The 19,025-nt window shown below is 68.7% G+C and carries 18 protein-coding genes; 5 read left to right on the top strand and 13 right to left on the bottom strand.

The features are described 5' to 3' along the window. The first annotated feature begins 108 nt into the window (after positions 1 to 108). Positions 109 to 1,308 carry an acetylxylan esterase gene (locus tag ASG72_RS04950; protein ID WP_056709571.1) on the top strand — a complete coding sequence of 400 codons (1,200 nt, stop codon included), beginning with the start codon at positions 109 to 111 and terminating at the stop codon, positions 1,306 to 1,308. A 70-nt stretch (positions 1,309 to 1,378) separates the two neighbouring features. Beyond that, positions 1,379 to 1,753, top strand: a complete 375-nt coding sequence (locus ASG72_RS04955) for a DUF423 domain-containing protein (protein WP_056709573.1) — start codon at positions 1,379 to 1,381, stop codon at positions 1,751 to 1,753. Positions 1,754 to 1,755: 2 nt separating this feature from the next. Here ASG72_RS04955 and ASG72_RS04960 read toward each other — a convergent pair whose 3' ends face one another. Next, positions 1,756 to 1,944 (bottom strand): DUF1508 domain-containing protein, encoded by a 189-nt coding sequence (locus ASG72_RS04960; RefSeq protein WP_056709575.1) that lies wholly within the window; start codon positions 1,942 to 1,944, stop codon positions 1,756 to 1,758. Positions 1,945 to 2,128: 184 nt separating this feature from the next. Here ASG72_RS04960 and argB point away from each other — a divergent pair, with 184 nt between their 5' ends. The 3 genes from argB (at position 2,129) to ASG72_RS04975 (ending at position 5,165) form a co-directional block, all read left to right on the top strand. Then, positions 2,129 to 3,025, top strand: a complete 897-nt coding sequence (gene argB, locus ASG72_RS04965; RefSeq protein WP_200939889.1) for an acetylglutamate kinase — start codon at positions 2,129 to 2,131, stop codon at positions 3,023 to 3,025. A 122-nt stretch (positions 3,026 to 3,147) separates the two neighbouring features. Beyond that, positions 3,148 to 3,897 carry a pyrimidine 5'-nucleotidase gene (locus ASG72_RS04970; protein ID WP_056709579.1) on the top strand — a complete coding sequence of 250 codons (750 nt, stop codon included), beginning with the start codon at positions 3,148 to 3,150 and terminating at the stop codon, positions 3,895 to 3,897. A gap of 71 nt (positions 3,898 to 3,968) precedes the next feature. Then, positions 3,969 to 5,165 carry an O-succinylhomoserine sulfhydrylase gene (locus ASG72_RS04975; protein WP_056709581.1) on the top strand — a complete coding sequence of 399 codons (1,197 nt, stop codon included), beginning with the start codon at positions 3,969 to 3,971 and terminating at the stop codon, positions 5,163 to 5,165. A 46-nt stretch (positions 5,166 to 5,211) separates the two neighbouring features. Here ASG72_RS04975 and hemA read toward each other — a convergent pair whose 3' ends face one another. The 12 genes from hemA to bchB all read right to left on the bottom strand — a co-directional run bounded on the left by hemA (position 5,212) and on the right by bchB (position 19,023). Beyond that, complete coding sequence (gene hemA, locus ASG72_RS04980) at positions 5,212 to 6,423, bottom strand: 5-aminolevulinate synthase (protein ID WP_056709985.1); 1,212 nt, start codon at positions 6,421 to 6,423, stop codon at positions 5,212 to 5,214. Between the two features lie 107 nt (positions 6,424 to 6,530). Beyond that, the gene (gene puhE, locus ASG72_RS04985; protein WP_056709583.1) at positions 6,531 to 7,367 is read right to left on the bottom strand and encodes a putative photosynthetic complex assembly protein PuhE; all 837 of its coding nucleotides are present in this window, start codon (positions 7,365 to 7,367) and stop codon (positions 6,531 to 6,533) included. A 13-nt stretch (positions 7,368 to 7,380) separates the two neighbouring features. After that, a complete protein-coding gene (gene acsF, locus ASG72_RS04990; RefSeq protein WP_056709593.1) occupies positions 7,381 to 8,460 on the bottom strand; it encodes a magnesium-protoporphyrin IX monomethyl ester (oxidative) cyclase in 1,080 nt (359 codons plus the stop codon). Next, positions 8,457 to 8,777, bottom strand: a complete 321-nt coding sequence (locus ASG72_RS04995; protein ID WP_056709598.1) for a hypothetical protein — start codon at positions 8,775 to 8,777, stop codon at positions 8,457 to 8,459. The genes acsF and ASG72_RS04995 overlap by 4 nt, the downstream gene beginning before the upstream one ends. Then, positions 8,777 to 9,244: a photosynthetic complex assembly protein PuhC gene (puhC, locus tag ASG72_RS05000; RefSeq protein WP_082540082.1), complete on the bottom strand. Its 468-nt coding sequence runs from the start codon at positions 9,242 to 9,244 to the stop codon at positions 8,777 to 8,779. The genes ASG72_RS04995 and puhC overlap by 1 nt, the downstream gene beginning before the upstream one ends. An 11-nt stretch (positions 9,245 to 9,255) precedes the next feature. After that, complete coding sequence (puhB, locus tag ASG72_RS05005; RefSeq protein ID WP_056709606.1) at positions 9,256 to 9,918, bottom strand: photosynthetic complex putative assembly protein PuhB; 663 nt, start codon at positions 9,916 to 9,918, stop codon at positions 9,256 to 9,258. Further along, positions 9,915 to 10,694 (bottom strand): photosynthetic reaction center subunit H, encoded by a 780-nt coding sequence (gene puhA, locus ASG72_RS05010; RefSeq protein WP_056709607.1) that lies wholly within the window; start codon positions 10,692 to 10,694, stop codon positions 9,915 to 9,917. The genes puhB and puhA overlap by 4 nt, the downstream gene beginning before the upstream one ends. Positions 10,695 to 10,721: 27 nt before the next feature. Further along, positions 10,722 to 12,155 carry a BCD family MFS transporter gene (locus tag ASG72_RS05015; RefSeq protein WP_056709610.1) on the bottom strand — a complete coding sequence of 478 codons (1,434 nt, stop codon included), beginning with the start codon at positions 12,153 to 12,155 and terminating at the stop codon, positions 10,722 to 10,724. Further along, the gene (bchM, locus tag ASG72_RS05020) at positions 12,152 to 12,853 is read right to left on the bottom strand and encodes a magnesium protoporphyrin IX methyltransferase (RefSeq protein WP_056709612.1); all 702 of its coding nucleotides are present in this window, start codon (positions 12,851 to 12,853) and stop codon (positions 12,152 to 12,154) included. Before bchM ends, ASG72_RS05015 begins: the two co-directional genes overlap by 4 nt. Further along, positions 12,853 to 13,683, bottom strand: coding sequence for a ferredoxin:protochlorophyllide reductase (ATP-dependent) iron-sulfur ATP-binding protein (gene bchL / locus ASG72_RS05025; protein WP_210168553.1), 831 nt, complete (start codon positions 13,681 to 13,683; stop codon positions 12,853 to 12,855). The genes bchM and bchL overlap by 1 nt, the downstream gene beginning before the upstream one ends. A 95-nt stretch (positions 13,684 to 13,778) precedes the next feature. Next, complete coding sequence (locus ASG72_RS05030) at positions 13,779 to 17,471, bottom strand: magnesium chelatase subunit H (protein WP_056709613.1); 3,693 nt, start codon at positions 17,469 to 17,471, stop codon at positions 13,779 to 13,781. Then, positions 17,446 to 19,023, bottom strand: coding sequence for a ferredoxin:protochlorophyllide reductase (ATP-dependent) subunit B (gene bchB / locus ASG72_RS05035; protein ID WP_056709614.1), 1,578 nt, complete (start codon positions 19,021 to 19,023; stop codon positions 17,446 to 17,448). The genes ASG72_RS05030 and bchB overlap by 26 nt, the downstream gene beginning before the upstream one ends. Positions 19,024 to 19,025: the final 2 nt, after the last annotated feature.

Below are 19,025 nucleotides of genomic sequence, written 5' to 3' on the forward strand. Positions count from 1 at the left end.
GCGGCGGCACGCCTTGCCCTGACGCAACGCAATCTTTACCGCGACCGCGCGATGCTCGGCGCTTCGCGACGGGCGGCCCCTGACCGGCCGCGAGGCCGGGGAAGCATCATGGCGTTCGTCTTCAGAATCCTGTCCGTCCTGCTGCTGCTGGGCGGGTTTTCCCCGGCTTTCAGCCAGCAGAACGCCCCGATCAAGGTCGCCTCCGGCGTGAGCTACGAGCTGATCCAGCGCTGGGACGTCGACAGGCTCGACCGGATCCTCAGCGTCGATACGCCGAAATTCGCCGGGATCACCGTCGGCTACAGCAAGGCGCGCAATGCGGTGAAGCTCTACCGCGTGACCTACCAGTCGGTGGTGCCCGAGAAGGGCAACCGGCCGATCCTGGCGAGCGGGCTGCTCGCGGTGCCGGACACGGCCGATACCAATTTCCCGATGGTCTCCTACCAGCACGGCACGGTCTACGGAAAACAGCAGGTCCCCTCCTTCCCCGACCAGTCGGAGGAGACCCAGCTGATGATCGCGCAATTCGCCGGGCAGGGCTATCTGCTGATCGGGGCGGATTATTTCGGCATGGGCGTGTCGACCGAGCCGGAAGGCTACATGGTCACCGGCAGCCATCAGCAGGCGACCGCCGACATGGTTCGCGCCGCCCGCGCCGTGCTGGCCGATCTCAAGCTCGCCGACAGCAAGCTCTTCCTCGCCGGCTGGTCGCAGGGCGGCTTCGTGACGCTGGCGATGCTGGAGCGGCTGGAGGCCGATGGCGTGCCGGTCAAGGCGGCGGCGACCGCCAGCGCCCCCGCCGACGCCTTCGTCGGCTTCAACGGGTTCCTCGCCTTCCCGCGCAAGATCGACGCGGCCTGGATCCCGACGATCTTCATCCTCACCGCCTTTTCCTTCGAGGAATATTACGGCGTGCCCGGCCTCGCGCGGGCGCTCCTGACCGAAGAGAGCTACGAGGTCTCGCGAAAGGCCTATCGGCGCGAGCCCTTCGACCCCGCCGCCGTGCCGACGGATCTGCGCAAGCTGATCAAGCCGGAGTATTTCGACCCGCAGGTGTTCGCCGATTCCGCCTATGGCCGGATCGTGGCGAAGACGCAGGCCTATCGCTGGGTGGTGAGGACGCCGGTGAAGACCTTCTATGGCGAGACCGACGAGGCGATCAGCATCGGCCTCGGCCAGCTGCCGATGACCTATCAGAAGGCGATCGGCAATGACCGGGTCGAGGCGGTCTCGACCGGGCCGACCAGCCATCGCGGCACCTTCGCCACCGCCGTGCCGCAATGGAAGAGCTGGTTCGACGCGCAATGACCGATCGCTCCCGACGGGCCGGCAGGGCTGAAGACCGTAAGGACAGGACCGTGACCGGAAGGAGCCGGCCATGATCGGCGCGACCAGGCTGCATCTGGCGCTGGCCGCCCTGATGGGCTTCGCCGGCGTCGCTCTCCTGGCCGCGGCCGCGCATGTGACCGGTACGCAGAACGTGCAGACCGCCGGCCAGATGCTGTTGTTCCACGCCGCCGCGGTGATGGCGGCGACGGCCGCGCGCAAGGCCGGGCAATTCGCGGATCTGCCGGCGCGGCTGGCGGTTTCGGCGCTGGTTCTGGGCGCCGCCCTGTTCGCGGCCGATCTCGCGCGCCGCGGCTTCGCCGGCACCGGGATCTTTCCCATGGCCGCCCCCACCGGCGGCTGGCTCATGCTGGGCGGCTGGCTGGGGCTCGCCGTCGCCGCCTTGCTGCCGCGGCGAGCCCCGTAAACCTATTTCGGGTCGCAGCCCATGCCGTTGCGCCGCGCATTGGCGATGCAATCGGCGCGATTGACATAGGCCTCCGTCGACGCGCCGACGATGTCGCCGTTCCGCGCGGTGCGTCGCCAGCGCCACTGGCTGTTCGACGAATAGATTTCCCAGAGATCGCCGTTCGGATCCCTGCAGCTCAAACTGCTCATGCTTAAATCCCCCTTCTCCTGCGGCCTCATGCCGCCGCGGAACTAAAGCGCGAGTCTTTCAATTTTACAATCTTAAGTTGCAATATCGCGGTCTGGGCGAGCTGCGCCGAAGCATCCTTCCGCCCGCTGCCAAGTTCGGCTAGAAGCGCGCCGCACCCTTCCTGCGGTCGCGCGGAGCCTGCCGATGATTCCTCCCGCCCATATGACGCCGTCCCAAGCCGCCGACCTGCTGGTGCAGGCGCTGCCGCATATGCAGCGCTATGACCAGGAGGTGATCGTGATCAAATATGGCGGCAACGCCATGGGCGACGCCGCCACGGCGGAGGATTTCGCGGAAGACATCGTGTTGCTGGAGCAATCCGGCCTGAAGCCGGTGGTCTGCCATGGCGGCGGGCCGCAGATCGCCCGGATGCTCGAGAAGCTCGGCATCAAATCCGAGTTCAAGCAGGGGCTGCGCGTCACCGACGCCGCGACGGTCGACGTCGTCGAAATGGTCCTGGCCGGCTCGGTCAACAAGGAGCTCGTCGGCACCATCACCCGCGAGGGCGGCAAGGCGATCGGCCTCTGCGGCAAGGACGGCAACATGGTGACGGCGCGCAAGGTCCAGCGCACCATCGTCGATCCCGATTCCCATATCGAGCAGGTGCTGGATCTCGGTTTCGTCGGCGAGCCCGACCGGGTCGACACGACGGTGCTCGACGCCGTCCTCAAGGCGGAGCTGATCCCGGTGCTGGCGCCGGTCTGCGCCGCGGCCGATGGGCAGACCTATAATGTCAACGCCGACACCTTCGCCGGCGCCATCGCCGGGGCGCTGAACGCCAAGCGGCTGCTGCTGCTCACCGACGTGCCGGGCGTGCTCGACAAGGACAAGACGCTGATCCCGGAGCTGACCATCGAGCAGTGCCGCCGGCTGATCGCCGACGGCACCATTTCGGGCGGCATGATCCCGAAGATCGAGACCTGCATCTACGCACTGGAAAAGGGCGTCGAGGCCGTGGTCATCCTGGACGGGAAAGTGCCCCATGCCGCGCTGATCGAACTCTTCACCGATACCGGCTCGGGGACAATCATCCGGCGCTGAGCCTGCCTGCAAACGCTCCGCCCCCGGCCGCCGCCGGGGGTGGCGCGGCGCTAAGGCTCGGGTCAGGACTTGCGTGGCATGATCGCGGCCCCACATCTCGGGACCGCACTGGCGCATTTGAAATGAACACGCACGCTTTCTCGCCCGATGCCCTGCCGCCCCTGCAGCGGGAGGCGTTCGCGCATGTCGATCACTGGATCTTCGATCTCGACAACACGCTCTATTCGCACGAGGCCAAGGTCTGGCCGCAGGTCGACGAGCGGATCACGCTGTTCCTGACCGAACTCTTCGGGCTGGACGGGATGTCGTCGCGCGCCCTGCAAAAATACTATTACCAGCGCTACGGCACCACGCTGAAGGGGCTGATGGAGGAGCATGACGTCGATCCCGACGATTTCCTCGATTTCGCGCACCAGATCGATCTCAGCCTGCTCGATCCCGATCCGAAGCTTGGCGAGGCGATCGCGGCGCTGCCCGGGCGCAAGCTGATCCTGACCAACGGTTCGCGCGGCCATGCCGAGAACGTCGCCGGCAAGCTCGGCATCCTGCATCATTTCGAGGATATCTTCGATATCGTCGAGGCCGGCTTCCGGCCCAAGCCGGAGCGGGAGACCTATGAGCATTTCCTCGCCAAACACGCGGTCGATCCCGGCCGGGCGGCGATGTTCGAGGATATCGAGAAGAATCTGCTGGTGCCGAGCGCGCTCGGCATGAAGACCGTGCTGATCATCCCGCGCACGCCCGACCCGTTCCGGGAGGCCTGGGAACAGGCCGCGATCGAGGCCGGCCATGTCCATTACGTCACCAACGACCTGACCGGGTTTCTGGCGCCACTGGCGAGCCAGGCGATATCCCCCGGCGAAGAAAAATAAACCCGCTTTACGACGTCGGAGGGCGATGATATTCCAAGCGTCCGTTTTATCGAACGTTTGGGCGTTATGTCATGTCGAACTCGCCGGAAGCTGCACGCGCGCTCCACCCGGAGACCCGCCTGGTCCATGCCGGCACGATGCGCTCGCAATTCGGCGAGACCTCCGAGGCGCTGTTCCTGACCCAGGGCCATGTCTATGACAGCGCCGAGCAATGCGAGGCGCGCTTCCTGAACAAGGATCCGGGCTTCCAATATGCCCGCTTCTCGAATCCGACGGTGGCGATGCTGGAGCAGCGCATGGCCGCCTTCGAGGGCTCCGAGGCCTGCCGCGCCACGGCGACCGGGATGGCGGCCGTGACCGCGGCGGTGATGGGCCAGGTCCAGGCCGGCGACCACGTCGTGGCGGCGCGCGCGCTGTTCGGCTCCTGCCGCTATGTCGTGGAAGAGCATCTGCCGCGCTACGGCGTGGACTCGACGCTGGTCGACGGCACCGATCTCGCGGCCTGGCGGGCGGCGATCCGGCCCAATACCAAGGTCCTCTTCCTGGAAAGCCCCTCCAACCCGACGCTGGAGGTGATCGACATCGCCGCCGTGGCCGCTCTGGCCAAGGAGGCCGGCGCGACGCTGGTGGTCGACAATGTCTTCGCGACCCCGCTGTTCCAGCGCCCGCTGGAGCTCGGCGCGGATTGCGTGGTCTATTCCGCCACCAAGCATATCGACGGGCAGGGGCGCTGCCTCGGCGGGCTCATCCTCGCCTCGGAGGCCTTCATCACCACCCATGTCCAGACCTTCCTGCGCCAGACCGGCCCGGCCCTCTCGCCCTTCAACGCCTGGGTGATGCTGAAGGCGCTGGAGACCCTGCCGCTGCGCATCGAGCGCCAGGCCCGCAGCGCCGCGCAAGTGGCGGATTGGCTGGCCGGACAGAGCCAGCTGACCAGGCTGATCTTCCCCGGCCGCGCCGATCATCCCCAGGCGGCGATCATCGCCAGGCAGATGAGCGGCCCCTCGACGCTGATCGCCTTCGAGGTGGCCGGCGGCAAGGAGGCCGCCTTCCGGCTGCTCAACGCGGTGAAGCTGATCCGGATCTCGAATAATCTCGGCGACGCCAAGAGCCTGATCGTCCACCCCGCCACCACGACGCATCAGCGCTTCGCGGCCGAGATCAGGGCCGCGATGGGCGTGACGGAGGGCATGATCCGGCTCTCGATCGGGCTCGAACATCCCGACGACCTGATCGCCGATCTCGCTCAGGCGCTGGCCGCCATCTGAGCGGGCCAGACTGCGGACTGGGGCCGCTCCCCGCCGCGCCGGGGGATCAGGCCGCGAGCTTCAGCCCCACCTGCCCCCAGATCGCGGTCAGCGCGCCGATGAGATGGTCGATATCGGCGCGGGAATGCAGCGGCGACGGGGTGATCCGCAGCCGCTCGGTGCCGCGCGGCACGGTGGGATAGTTGATCGGCTGGACATAGATGTCGAAGCGCTCGAGCAGCTCGTCGCTGATGCGCTTGCAGAGCACGGGATCGCCCACCATCACCGGCACGATATGGCTGGGGTTGGGGAGATGCGGGATGCCGATCGCGTCGAGCCGCGCCCGCAGCTCCGCCACCCGCTCCTGCTGGCCGTGACGCTCGGCCTGGCTCTGCTTGAGATGGCGGATCGAGGCCAGCGCGCCGGCGGCCAGGGCCGGGGGCAGCGAGGTCGAGAAGATGAAGCCGGAGGCGAAGCTGCGGATGAAGTCGCAGGTCGCGGCGGAGGCGGCGATATAGCCGCCCATGATGCCGAAGCCTTTGGCCAGCGTGCCCTCGATCACGGTCAGCCGGTCGGACAGCCCGTCCCGCTCGCTGACGCCGCCGCCACGCGGACCGTAGAGCCCGACCGCATGGACCTCGTCGATATAGGTCATGGCGCCGAACTCGTCGGCGAGATCGCAGAAGGCGGCGATCGGCGCGATGTCGCCATCCATGGAATATACGGATTCGAAGGCAATCAGCTTGGGGCGGCGCGGATCGATGGCCTGCAGCTTGCGGCGCAGATCATCCGGGTCGTTATGCGCGAAGATCACCCGGTCGGCGCGGGAATGGCGGATCCCCTCGATCATCGAGGCGTGGTTCATGGCATCGGTCAGCACCACGCAATCGGGGATGCGGGCGGCGAAGGTGGAGAGCGAGGCCCAGTTCGACATGTAGCCGGAGTTGAACAGCAGCGCCGCTTCCTTGCCGTGGAGATCGGCCAGCTCCTGCTCCAGCAGCACGTGATAATGATTGGTGCCGCCGATATTGCGGGTGCCGCCGGCGCCGGCGCCGCAGCCATCGAGCGCGCGGTGCATCGCCGCGAGCACGTCGGGATGCTGGCCCATGCCGAGATAATCGTTGGAGCACCAGACGGTGACGTCACGCGGGCCGTCGGCGCCGTGATAGGTGGCGCGCGGGAAATGGCCGACCTGGCGCTCGAGATCGGCGAAGACCCGGTAGCGGCCCTCCTTGCGGAGACCGTCGAGCTCCGTCCGGAAAAATGTCTCGTAGTCCATCGGCAGCCTCCTGCAGGTCTTGATGATCACCGAACCGGGCGATCCGACTCTTTGTCTTGCATCGGCTTTCCCCTGACCGGGGACCAGCTTTGGGCCGATGCTAGATCCTACGCAACCAAAGACGAGCCGGAAATGGTGCGCGGTGTCGCGGTCGGCGGAGCCAGCGCCGGCACGGGCGCGGGCTGGTGATCGCGATGCGACGCCAGACTCCAGCTCCACAGCCCGGCCACGGGAAGCGGCAGGACCAGAAACCAGTGTTCGATCAGGCCGAGCGCCGCCAGCGTCGCCAGCAGCGTGTAGCCTGTCGCCAGAAAGGGATCCTCGACCAGCGCCCGCTCGACAATGATCGAGGTCAAGAGCGTGGCGGCGGTGATCGAGAGCGGGAAGAGCAGGTTCATCGGCTTCTGCCGGAAATAGGAGGTGAGATAGCCGAGATGCTGCGGCAGGAACTCGACCGTGGTGTTCGGCATGCCGAGAAAGATGTTGAGCTTGGTCGAGAGCCGCATCGCGAAGAGCAGGGCGAAGCTCGCCAGCGCGAAGCGGTTGTCGCCGCCATGGCTCAGTAGGGCGATCAGCAGCAGCGTCGCCAGCAAGGCGAGCTCATGGTGGAGCACGGCGCGCGTCGCCTGCAGGAAGCGGGCGACGCCGCGGCTGCCGGGCAGGCAGGGCTCGCGCCGCGGCCCGGTGACGTAGCCGAAGAGGAAGGCCATCTCGTTCCAGCCCCAGAGCATCAGCGCGCTGGCGCATGCGAGATAGGCGCCGCCGGTGCTGGTATCGCCCGCCGTCGCCACCACCCCCCAGAGCGCCAGGAGCGCCAGGAGCGTGGCGGCCGCGAAGCTCCACCGGAAGGTTTTGCGCGCCAGCCCGTCGAGATAGAGGATCGCCCCGGTGGAAAACCACCAGGTGATCAGCGTCGCGAGGATCGGCACGCCATAGGTCGCCACGGGGCGCGTCCCTTCAATAGGCCGGCTGCAGCCGGCTGGTCCGCGGGATCTCGTTGGGGATCGTCGGCAGCAGATAGAGCCGCAGCAGGGTCGCGCCGACCTGCGCCTGGTAGAGGCGCTTGCGCAGCCCCGCCGCCAGCCCGCCCTCTTCCGCGGCCTCGGCGATCTTGCCGGCCAGGATCCGCACCCGCTCCAGCCCGGCCCGGAAGGCCGGGTTGTCGGTGTCGAGCATCAGCGGGAAGCATTGCCGCGAGATCTCGGAGGTGGTGCGGAAGACGGTGAAGTCATATTCCGTCGGGTCGATGTCCAGCGCCTTGTGGAATTCCGGCCGGACATGGTCGCGCACATACATGGTGGCATAGACGGCGAGCAGGAAGAAGCGGACCCAGAGCTTGTTGGCGCCGGTCAGCAGATGCGGATTGGCCCGCATCAGCAGCGAGAAGGCCTCGCCGTGCCGGAACTCGTCATTGCACCATTCCCGGAACCATTTGAAGATCGGGTGGAAGCATTTCTCCGGGTGCTTCTCCAGATGGCGATAGATGGTGATGTAGCGGGCATAGCCGATCTTCTCCGAGAGATAGGTCGCGTAGAAGATGAATTTCGGCTTGAAGAAGGTGTATTTCTTGGCCTTGGTCAGGAAGCCGAGATCGACGCCGATGCTGAACTCCTTGAGCGCGTCGTTGATGAAGCCGGCATGGCGGGCCTCGTCCCGGCTCATATATTTGAACAGCTCGCAGATGTCGGGGTTGGTGCCGCGCTTGCGCATCTCGGCATAGAGAACGCAGCCGGAAAACTCGGCCGTCAGCGAGGAGATCAGGAAGTCGATGAACTCCTTGCGGAGCGGCTCGGGGATCTTCTCGAGCTCGAGCTTCCACTCGGCGTTGCGGGTGAAATGGCCCTTGTTCGGGTCGCTCTTCATCTCCGCCAGCAGCACGTCCCATTCGGCCCGCACCGGGGTCACGTCGATGCGGTCGAGCTCCTCGAAATCGGTGGTGTAGAAGCGCGGCGTCAGCATCGTGTCCTGCTGGGCGATGCGCGTGGCTTCGTTGGGGGCCGCCCGGAGATCGGCGGCCGAGAGGGCTGCGGCGCTCATAGCTTGGTCCTTTCCGAGAAGCTGAATTCCAGCAGTTCCATGAATTCGGCGCGGCCGGAGATCTTGGTCCAGAGCTGTTCCAGGGCGCTGGCGCGCGTCACCGTCGCGATGCGGCGGAAGCTCTGCACCTCGCCATAGGGCACCTTGATCGGCTCGCCATGGACGATGACCTCGTCGCCGGGCCTGATCCGGACATCGCCGTCGAGGGTGACATGGGCGTGCAGGCTCTCGAAGGTGTGGGACACCTCGATGGTGCAGCCGACATCGAACTGCCTGGCCTCCGCCAGGCCGTGATCAGTGAGCGAAAGATCGGTCATCACCGGCCTCCTGGGGTGGGAAGAAAGCGCGCGAAGGCGCCGGAATTGCTGGGTCCGAAGGCATCGAGCTCGATGCGCCCGCCGGTGGCGGGATCGCCGAGGCTGAGCCGGCCATTGGCGCGGCGCTCCAGCCGGAACGGGATTTCGGGGCCGAGGCCGAGGCGCTTGCGGTCCCTGACCAGAGCCCGGGTGGCGCCGCGAACGAAGCCCTCCGTGCTGACCGGCAAGGTCGCGAGCAGCCGGCCCGAGGCGTCGCTGACGGTCGCGGAGCCGTCCTCGCGATCGGCGAAGACGAGATCGATGGCGGCCACCGCCGGGCTCTCCGGCACGCCGGTGACGCCGATGCCGGTGCCGCGGGCGAAGCCGGTGATCGCCAGCGCCGACAGCGCCAGCGCCGCCATGCCGTAGAGCGGCCAGCGCGGCATCGTCGCTGGGGCGGGTCTGTGCCTGGCCTCGGCATGGGTCATGACACGCTCCCTCAACCCGCCGCCGCCGCGCCCTGCGGCAGGGCGATGCTCTCGCCGGAGGGCTGCTGCGCGAGGCGGGCCGGGCTGGGCTGGCCATGATGAGCGGCGAGCGCGCGGCCGAGCAGATCGCCGATCTCCGCCGCATCGGGGACGCAGCGCAGCATCGGCTCCGGCCGCGACAGCCGCCAGGGCCTGGCATGCGGCCAGAGCACGGCATAGGAGACCCGCTCGCCCGGCTTCAGCGCCAGCGGCAGATCGCCCGTGCCGTCGCGGCGCAGCCGCAGCCCGGCCCCGGCGACCAGGGCGAAGGGCAGGTTGATGGTGATCGGCAGCGCGACCCCGATGCGCAGCACCAGCCGCCGGCTGGTGATGGTGTAGACGCTGCCCCGCGCCGTCAGCCAGGCGATGAAGCCGAGGCAGGCCATGGCCAGCCCGGCGGCGAGCGCGATCCAGGCCATGGAGGCGGCGGTGGCGCGGCCGAGCCCGCCCTCCATCAGTGCCAGCAGCGGCTGGGCCGCGACCAGCGCCGCGAAATAGAAGGCGACCTCGCGGATATGGAAGGCGCGCCAGGCCAGAGCGCGCCAGTCCGGCGAACCCTGCCAGAGGATGCGCTCGCCCTCGGGCGGACGCTCCGGCAGGCCGCGAATCGGCTCGAAGGCGAAGTCGTCGCTCATAGCAGCGGCTCCGCCCGCAGCGGCGTCGCATAGAGCGTGCCGGCGCCGTAATAGGCGCAGATCTTCTCTTCCTCGAGCCGCGTCACGGAATCGGGCGTCCGCGTGGCGGGGACATCCTCGAACTGATGCGCCAGCAGCGCGTCGACGATGGCCGCACCCACGCCCTTGCGGGCGCCGCCGGCCTTGATGACGCAGAAATTCACCGGCAGCAGGACATGGCGCCCGCTGCTCAGCTCGACCTCGAAATAGCGGATCAGCGCTTCAGACCGGTCGATCCAGAGATCGAATATCTTGCCGGCCACCTTGTGATCGGCGCCGATCACGTCATAGCCCCGCGGATCGCCGCCATGCGAGATCGAATAGCCGCTGGCGACCCTGACCGGCACGATCTTGAGATGGTGGTCATAGGTCATCTCGGGCATGTCGGCGCGTTCGGCCCAGGAACCGGGACCGATCGAATCCAGCATCGGATTCGGCCCGGTCGGCGCCAGCGGCGCGCCCGGCCAGGGTGCGGTCGGGCGTGCGGCGAGGACGCGGCTGTCGGGGCGGCCGTCGGGCACGCTGACGCGCGCCCCGCTGGCGAGCTTGAAGGTTTTCGGCGCGGGATAGAAGATCAGGCTCGCCGGCAGCAGACGGCCGGGATGGGTATCGGATTCCAGCGGGTAGCCCTCGCGCCGGTCCTCGCGGCGGAGATAGATGATCAGCCCGGCGAAGAAGAGCCAGAACAGCCAGATCGTGACCTGGGCGACGTCGATATATCCCATGATCTCACGCATGCGGGGGCCCTCCTTGGGCGCAAGGCTTCAGCTCGGGAATTCGGCAAGTCCGAAACGGGCGATGGCAGGGCCGCGTCTCGCCCCGGCGCTGCGAACGAGCGGGCCGATGGCGATCAGCGTGGCGAAGAGCAGCGCGATCTCGATGTGGTAGACGACGCCGTAGGCGATGGCGGGATCGCCGAAGCCCGGCCCCAGCGCGCCGCGCTCGGCCAGCCCGGCGACGATGTCGCGGATGGCGCCGCCGAGCGCGATGGACAGGCCGGCGGCACTGGCCTGGACCGCGCCCCAGACCCCGACCGCCAGCCCGTTCATCCCGCCGCTCTCGATCTCCATGGCGGTGGTCAGCGTCGCGACCGCGAACAGCCCGCCGCCGAAGCCGATCAGGACGACGCCGAACCGGAACAGGGTCGCGGCATCGACGGCTCCGGAGAAGATCACGCAGGGAAAGGCGACCAGGCCGGAGACGATGCCGAGCGCCGCCAGGCGATAGGGGTCGATCCCCGCCGAGAGGGCGCGCGCCGACAGGGCGAAGGCGGCGAGCGCGCCTGCGGCCAGCAGCGCGGTCAGGATGGTGGTGCCGCTGACGCTGAGATGCAGGACCTGCGCGCCGAACGGCTCCAGGATGATGTCCTGCATGTTGAAGGCCGCCGTGCCGAGCCCGACGGCGACGAGGAAGCGCAGGCTGCGCCTGTCCTGGATCAGGGCGGCGAAGGCGGTGCGGAAGGCGGGCCGATCGCGGCCCGGTGCGGTGCGGGCGGGATTGCGCACCTCCTGTTTCCACAGCGCCACGATGTTCAGCGCCATGGTCGCGACCGCGGCGCCCTGAACGACCTGGATCAGCCTGAGCGGGGTGAAATCCGCCAGCAGCCAGGAAAACACCACCCCGCTCAGCACCATGCCGGCGAGAAGCGTGACGTAAAGCAGCGCCACGACCCTGGCGCGCGTCGCCGGCGTGGCGAGATCGGTCGCGAGGGCGAGCCCCGCCGTCTGGGTGGTGTGGAGCCCGGCGCCGACCAGCAGGAAGGCCAGCGCCGCGCCGATCTGGCCGTAGAGCACCGGGCCGACACCGTCCCCGGACAGGACCAGCAGGGCGAAGGGCATGATCGCGAGCCCGCCGAACTGCAGCAGCGAGCCGAACCAGATATAGGGCACGCGCCGCCAGCCCAGCACGGAGCGATGCGTGTCCGAGCGATAGCCGATCAGGGCGCGCAGGGGCGCGAAGAGGAAGGGCAGCGAGACCATCAGCGCGACCACCCAGGCCGGCACAGACAATTCGACGATCATCACCCGGTTGAGCGTGCCGACCAGCAGCACGCTGGCCATGCCGACCGCGACCTGGAACAGCGAGAGGCGCAGGATGCGGCCGAGCGGCAATTCGGCGGTGGCCGCATCGGCGAAAGGCAGCCAGCGCGGACCGATCCGCGTCAGACCCTTCACCAAGGCGGCCGAGACCGGGTTCATGACCGCACCAGCTCCAGCGCCTGGGATTTGTAGAAGGCGCTCGAGATCCGGCGGGTGCGGGCCGGCTGCCAGGCGGCGAGGCCGGGTTCCAGGCGGATCTGCCGGGCGAGGCCGTTCTCGCTGACCGGCTCGATCGCCGGGGCGCGGTCGGCGCGCGGAAAGGCCCGGCCGACGAGATGCATCAGCGCCAGCGCCGGGGTGCGGGGCGCGAAGGTGATCAGCATCGAGGCGCGGGTGCGCGAGGCCAGCCCGGCGAGCACGCCGACGATGTCGGCGGCCTCGTAATGGATCAGCGAATCCATCGCCACGACATGGTCGAAGCGGCCGAGCGCGGGGTCCAGCATGTCGCCGCTGTGGAACCGGATCGAGCCGCGCCGGAGGTCGCGCGGGGCGCGGTCCTGGGCCAGAGCGACCAGGGTCGGCGAGAGGTCGATGGCCACGACGTCGGCCCCGCGCAGAGCGGCGGCGACGGCGAGCGCGCCGGTGCCGCAGCCGGCATCGAGGATGCGGGCGCCGCCGAGATCGTCCGGCAGCCAGCCGAGCAGGGTCTCGCGCATGGCGACGCGCCCGGCGCGGACGGTGGCGCGGATGCCGCTGACCGGCGCGTCCGAGGTCAGCCGCGACCAGGCCTCGACGGCCGTGCGGTCGAAATAGGTCTTCAGCTCGCCGCGACGGCGCGCATAGGAGATGTCCGCCATCACTCATACCCCAGGAAGTCGAAGATCTCGCGATCCTTCATCGGGCGGGCGTCGAGCGCCGGACCGCCGGCCCAGAGCTGCTCGGCGAGGCTCATATATTCGCGCTGCACGGCCAGCACCTCGGGCGCGTCGCCCATCTCGAACAAAGTCGCCTTCTTCAGCCGCGAGCGGCGGATGGCGTCGAGATCCGGGAAATGGGCGAGACGCTTCAGCCCGGTGGCGGCGTTGAAGCGGTCGATCTCGTCGGTCCCGGCCGAGCGGTTGGCGATGACGCCGCCGACGCGGACCTCGTAATTCTTCGACTTCGCCTTGATCGCCGCGACGATGCGGTTCATCGCAAAGATCGAGTCGAAATCATTGGCGGTGACGATGACCGCGCGCTCGGCATGCTGGAGCGGGGCGGCGAAACCGCCGCAGACGACGTCGCCCAGCACGTCGAAGATGACGACGTCGGTGTCCTCGAGCAGGTGATGCTCCTTGAGGAGCTTCACCGTCTGGCCGACGACATAGCCGCCGCAGCCGGTGCCGGCCGGCGGGCCGCCGGCCTCGACGCACATCACGCCATTATAGCCCTCGAAGCAGAAATCCTCGACGCGCAGCTCCTCGGAATGGAAATTCACGGTCTCCAGCACGTCGATGACCGTCGGCATCAGCTTCTTGGTCAGGGTGAAGGTGGAATCGTGCTTGGGGTCGCAGCCGATCTGCAGGACGCGCTTGCCCATGCGCGAGAAGGCCACGGAGAGGTTGGAGGAGGTCGTCGATTTGCCGATGCCGCCCTTGCCGTAGACGGCGAAGACCTTGGCGGTCTCGCAGGCCATGAGCTGGTCCATCTGTACCTGGACGCTGCCCTCGCCATCCTCGCCGGGCGGCGGCGGCGTCTTGCTGCGGATATAGTTCGGCAGGCTCGGGTGCTGGAACAGGGTCGTCATGCTGCGGCCTCCACACCGATTCCTTCGAGCCGGTCCTCGAGTTCTTCGCCCGCCAGGCGCAGCGCATCGAGCGTGGCCTGGTCCGGCTGCCAGTATTGGCGGGAATGCGCCTCGATCAGGCGGTTGGCGAGCTTGGCGGAGGCGGTCGGGTTCAGCGCGGCGAGCCGCTCGCGCATTACCGGATCGAGCAGGAAGGTCTGGGTGACCTGCTGGAACACCCAGGGCTGCACCGCGCCCGTCGTCGCCGACCAGCCCATGGTGTTGGCGACGTGGTGCTCGATCTGGCGCACGCCCTCATAGCCGTGCTTGAGCATGCCCTCGTACCATTTCGGGTTGAGCATGCGGGTCCGGGTCTCGAGCGAGACCTGCTCGGACAGGGTGCGCACGGTGCCCTCGCCGCGGGTCTGGTCGCCGATATAGACCGGCACCGTCGCGCCGCCGGCCCGCTTCACCGCGCGGCTGATGCCGCCCAGCGTGTCGAAATACTGGTCGATGGTGGTGACGCCGAGCTCGACCGATTCGAGGTTCTGATAGGCGAGGTCGACACCGGCGAAGATCGTGCCGAGCAGCTCCTTTTGCTGGACCGGCCGGCCGGTGACGCCATAGGCGAAGGATTTGCGGCGCTGATAGGTCTCGGCCAGCTCGTCTTCATCCTCCCAGCGGCTGTTCTCGACGAGGTGGTTGACGTTGGCGCCATAGGTGCCGTCGGCATTGCTGAAGACGCGCAGGGCCGCCGTCTCGAGATCGCAGCCATGCTGGGCCTGGTATGCGAGGGCGTTGCGGCGCAGGAAATTCTGCTCGACCGGTTCCTCGGCCTGCGCGCAGAGCAACGCCGCCTCGGCCAGAAGCCGCGTCTGCAGGGGCAGCAGGTCGCGGAAGATGCCCGACAGCGTCATCACCACGTCGATGCGCGGGCGGCCGAGCTCGGCGAGCGGCAGCAGCTCGGCGCCGCAGAGCCGGCCATAGCCGTCGAAGCGCGGCCGCGCCCCCATCAGCGCCAGCGCCTGGGCGATCGGCCCGCCCTCGCTCTTCAGATTGTCGGTGCCCCAGAGCACGATGGCGATGGCGCTGGGCAGGGCATGGCCGGCCTCCTTGTGGCGGGACAGCAGCCGTTCGGCCTGTTTCGCGCCGTCGCGCATGGCGAACAGGCTGGGAATGCGGAAGGGGTCGAAGCCGTGGAGGTTGCGTCCGGTCGGCAGGATGGCGGGGGTGCGCAGCAAATCGCCACCCGGCGCGGGGCGCACGAAGCGGCCATCGAGCGCCGCCAGCAGCCCGGCGATCTCGCTGTCGCGGTCGAGCAATTCACCGAGCGCGCCGAGCCGGGCGAGCACCGCTTCCCCGGCATCGTCGCCGGGCAGCCCGGCCCGGGCCAGCGCCTGGGCGGGGCTGGCGCCGCGGATCAACGCTTCGACGGCCGGGCGGGAGGGTTTCTGCCCCTCCGACGCCTCGGCCATGGCGAGCAGCGTATCGACCTTCTCCTCGACGCTGTGGCGGGCGCCGACGACGTGCAGCCCATGCGGGATGAGCGTGTATTCCAGCTCGAGCACCGCCGCCTGCAGGCCGGCGATCGCCGCCTCGCACTCCCCGCCCCAGGCCGGCTCGGCCGGCGCGAGATCGAGGGCGGCGGCCTGCGCCTGGACCAGCGCCGCGAGCTCGCTGCGCTCTAAGCCGCCATCCAGCGGTTGCCGCCAGCGCTCCAGCGAGGCCTTGAGCTCGACGAGCCCGCGATAGAGCCCGGCGCTCGCCACCGGCGGCGTCATGTAGCTCACCAGAGTCGCGGCGCTGCGGCGCTTGGCGATGGTGCCCTCGGAGGGGTTGTTGGCGGCGTAGAGATAGATGTTGGGAAGGTCGCCGATCAGCCGGTCCGGCCAGCATTGCCCGGAGAGGCCGACCTGCTTGCCGGGCATGAATTCCAGCGCGCCATGGGTGCCGAAATGCAGCACGGCGTCGGCGGCGAAATCCTCGCGGAGATAGCGATAGAAGGCCGAGAAGGCATGGGTCGGGGCAAAGCCCTTCTCGAAGAGAAGGCGCATCGGGTCGCCCTCATAGCCGAAGCCGGGCTGGATGCCGACCAGCACATTGCCGAAGCTCTGGCCGAGCACCAGCAGCGCGCCGCCATCGCTGAGCTGGCGGCCGGGGGCCGGGCCCCATTGCGCCTCGATCTCCGCCAGATGGCGCTCGCGCCTGACATGATCGGCGAGCGGGATGCGGGCATGGACATTGGCGTCGGTGCCGAGCCGGCCGGCATTGCCGTGCAGCACCGCCTCGCGCAGCGCCGCCACGCTCTCCGGCAGCTCGACGTGATAGCCCCCCGATTTCAGCGCGCGCAGCGTGTTGAAGAGCGATTCGAACACGGCCAGGAAGGCGGCCGAGCCGGTATTGCCGGCATTGGGCGGGAAGTTGAACAGCACGATCGCGAGCTTGCGGCGGGCACGCTGCTTGCGGCGCAGGGCCACCAGCTTCTCGGTTCGCGCCGCGAGCAGCGCCGCCCGCTCGACGCAGAGCTGCATGTCGCGGCTGGTCTCGCTGCGGCCGCCGAACACCATCGGGCCGGTGGCGCCGTCGAGCTCGGGAATGGCGACCATCATCGTCGCCTCGACCGGCATCAGCCCGCGCTCCGAGGCGCCCCAGCCTTCGAGCGTCTGGAATTCCAGCGCCTGGGCCGCGAGATAGGGCACGTCGAGGCCGGACAGCATGGCATCCGCCGCGCCGGCATCGTTATAGGCCGGGCCGCCGACCAAAGAGAAACCGGTGAGCGAGACCAGCGCGTCGATGACCGGCACGCCGTCGCGCTTGAAGAAGGCCTCCACCGCGGGGCGCGCATCGAGTCCGCCCGAGAAGGCGGGGATGACATCGAGCCCGCGGGCCTCCAGCGCCGCGATCACGCCGTCATAATGCGCGGTGTTGCCGGCCAGCAGATAGGAGCGCATCACCAGCAGCCCGACCGTGCCGCGCGCCTCGGCCCGTCGCGGCAGCCTGTCCGCCTGCCCTGCCATGCGGCCGGCCATGCGGGGGTGGTAGACGCCGAGCTCGGGGTAATGCACCGGCGGCGCCGCCTTCAGCGTGCCGCGCAGGCCCCGGCGCGGCCCGTCGGCATAGCGATCGACCAGCAGCCGGACGAGATTGGCGACATTCGCCTCGGAGCCCGACAGCCAATATTGCAGAGCGAGGAAATAGGCGCGGACATCCTGGGCCTTGCCCGGGATGAAGCGCAGGATCTGCGGCAGGCGCTTCAGCATGGCGAGCTGCTGGGCGCCGGCATTGCCGCCCGGCTTCTTGGCGCCGCGCAGCCGCTTCAGCAGCGCCATCATGCCGCTCTCGGGCGCATCCATGCGGAAGCCGCCGAGACGGGTGAGCTTCACCACCTCCCCCGCCGACATCGCGCAGATCATCGCGTCGCAGCTGTCTTGCCGCGCCTTCAGCGCCGGCATCACCATCTGGATATGCTCGTCCATGAACAGCATGTTGGCGACGAGGATGTCGGCCCGGTCGATATCCGCCCGCGCCTCGGCCAGTTCGGCGGGGTTCTCGCCCCATTCGGCGGCGGCGTGGAGGGTGAGCACCAGGCCCGGCAATTCGCGGCGGAGCAGGGCGGCGGCGCGGTCGACGGCGCTCGACAGATGCCTGTCCAGCGTCACGATGACGATCCGGATCGGGACCGCCTCAGCGGCCGAAATGGGCTTTGGCATCGTAGAGCGTCTCCACCGTGATCGGGTTGATCCCGCGTTCGCCTGCGAATGTCTCCGTGTTGCGCCGCGCCTTTCCGCGGACGAAGAAGGGGATCTTCTTCAGCTCGAGCTCCGCCTCCGCGGCCCAGCTCAGCAGGATCGGCCGGTCGGCGGCGGGAGCCGCTGCGGCGGCCTCCGGGACCGGCGCCGCCGGGGGCGTCGTGGCGCCATGGCCGAGATGGGAGGCGCCGGCGCCGTCATGGAACTCGAAATCATCGCGGAACATGCCGAGCAGATGCTCTTCCAGCCCCATCATCAGCGGGTGGACCCAGCTGTCGAAGATGACGTTGGCGCCCTCGAACCCCATTTGCGGGGAATAGCGCGCCGGGAAATCCTGGACATGGACGGGCGCCGAGATCACCGCGCAGGGGATGCCCAGCCGCTTGGCGATATGGCGTTCCATCTGCGTGCCGAGCACGAGCTCCGGCTGCAGCGCGGCGCAGGCCGCCTCGACCTCGAGATAATCGTCGGTGATCAGCGCCTCGAGCCCGTAGCGCGCCGCCGCCTCGCGCATGTCGCGCGCCCGCTCGCGGCTGTAGCTGCCGAGCCCGACCACGGTGAAGCCGAGCTCCTCGCTGGCGATGCGCCCGGCGGCGATGGCATGGGTGGCGTCGCCGAAGATGAAGACGCGCTTGCGGGTGAGATAGGTCGAATCGACCGAGCGCGAATACCAGGGCAGGCGCGAGGCGGAGTCGGCCAGGGCGAGCGAGGCGTCGACCTCCGCCAGCCGCGCCACCTCGACGATGAAGTCGCGCGTCGCGCCGACGCCGATCGGCACCGTCGCCACCATGGGCTGGCCGAATTGCCGCTTCAGCCATTGCGCCGCCTGGCCGGCGATCTCGGGATAGAGGACGACGTTGAAATCGGCCTCGCCGAGCCTCGCGAGATCGGCCGCGGCGGCCTGCCAGGGCGCGACGACGTTGATCACGACGCCGAGCTCGTCGAGCAGCTCGGTGACGGCCCGGACATCGTCGCGATGGCGGAAGCCGAGGGCCGTCGGGCCGAGGATGTTGCAGGAGGCCGGGCGCCCGGCGGGCCGCGGCGGGCGCGGCGCGCCCGGCTTCGGCGCATGCGGCGAGGCGAGATGGCGCACCAGCTGGTAGAAGGTCTCGGCCGCGCCCCAATTCTCCTTGCGCTGATAGGAGGGCAGCTCCAGCGGGATCACCGGGATCGGCAGGCCGAGCGCCCGCGCCAGCCCGGCCGGATCGTCCTGGATCAGCTCGCCGGTGCAGGACGCGCCAACCAGCATCGCCGCCGGCTTGAAGCGCTCGAAGGCCTCATGCGCCGCGCGCTGGAACAGATCCGCCGTATCGCCGCCGAGATCGCGCGCCTGGAAGGTGGTGTAGGTCACAGGTGGGCGTTCGCCGCGGCGCTCGATCATGGTGAAGAGCAGATCGGCATAGGTGTCGCCCTGGGGCGCGTGCAGCACGTAATGCACGTCGCGCATCGCGGTGGCGACGCGCATGGCGCCGATATGGGGCGGGCCTTCATAGGTCCAGACGGTGAGGTGCATGG

The sequence above is a fragment of the Allobosea sp. Leaf344 genome (genome assembly GCF_001426225.1).
Taxonomy (GTDB): domain Bacteria; phylum Pseudomonadota; class Alphaproteobacteria; order Rhizobiales; family Beijerinckiaceae; genus Allobosea.

What these genes read in the sequence shown, in the direction of transcription:
- ASG72_RS04950 (WP_056709571.1), top strand. Translation starts at nt 109, where the DNA reads ATGGCGTTCGTCTTCAGAATCCTGTCCGTCCTGCTGCTGCTGGGCGGG.
- ASG72_RS04955 (WP_056709573.1), top strand. Translation starts at nt 1,379, where the DNA reads ATGATCGGCGCGACCAGGCTGCATCTGGCGCTGGCCGCCCTGATGGGC.
- ASG72_RS04960 (WP_056709575.1), bottom strand. Translation starts at nt 1,944, where the DNA reads ATGAGCAGTTTGAGCTGCAGGGATCCGAACGGCGATCTCTGGGAAATC.
- argB (WP_200939889.1), top strand. Translation starts at nt 2,129, where the DNA reads ATGATTCCTCCCGCCCATATGACGCCGTCCCAAGCCGCCGACCTGCTG.
- ASG72_RS04970 (WP_056709579.1), top strand. Translation starts at nt 3,148, where the DNA reads ATGAACACGCACGCTTTCTCGCCCGATGCCCTGCCGCCCCTGCAGCGG.
- ASG72_RS04975 (WP_056709581.1), top strand. Translation starts at nt 3,969, where the DNA reads ATGTCGAACTCGCCGGAAGCTGCACGCGCGCTCCACCCGGAGACCCGC.
- hemA (WP_056709985.1), bottom strand. Translation starts at nt 6,423, where the DNA reads ATGGACTACGAGACATTTTTCCGGACGGAGCTCGACGGTCTCCGCAAG.
- acsF (WP_056709593.1), bottom strand. Translation starts at nt 8,460, where the DNA reads ATGAGCGCCGCAGCCCTCTCGGCCGCCGATCTCCGGGCGGCCCCCAAC.
- ASG72_RS04995 (WP_056709598.1), bottom strand. Translation starts at nt 8,777, where the DNA reads ATGACCGATCTTTCGCTCACTGATCACGGCCTGGCGGAGGCCAGGCAG.
- puhC (WP_082540082.1), bottom strand. Translation starts at nt 9,244, where the DNA reads ATGACCCATGCCGAGGCCAGGCACAGACCCGCCCCAGCGACGATGCCG.
- puhB (WP_056709606.1), bottom strand. Translation starts at nt 9,918, where the DNA reads ATGAGCGACGACTTCGCCTTCGAGCCGATTCGCGGCCTGCCGGAGCGT.
- puhA (WP_056709607.1), bottom strand. Translation starts at nt 10,694, where the DNA reads ATGCGTGAGATCATGGGATATATCGACGTCGCCCAGGTCACGATCTGG.
- ASG72_RS05015 (WP_056709610.1), bottom strand. Translation starts at nt 12,155, where the DNA reads ATGAACCCGGTCTCGGCCGCCTTGGTGAAGGGTCTGACGCGGATCGGT.
- bchM (WP_056709612.1), bottom strand. Translation starts at nt 12,853, where the DNA reads ATGGCGGACATCTCCTATGCGCGCCGTCGCGGCGAGCTGAAGACCTAT.
- bchL (WP_210168553.1), bottom strand. Translation starts at nt 13,683, where the DNA reads ATGGACCAGCTCATGGCCTGCGAGACCGCCAAGGTCTTCGCCGTCTAC.
- ASG72_RS05030 (WP_056709613.1), bottom strand. Translation starts at nt 17,471, where the DNA reads ATGCCAAAGCCCATTTCGGCCGCTGAGGCGGTCCCGATCCGGATCGTC.
- bchB (WP_056709614.1), bottom strand. Translation starts at nt 19,023, where the DNA reads ATGCACCTCACCGTCTGGACCTATGAAGGCCCGCCCCATATCGGCGCC.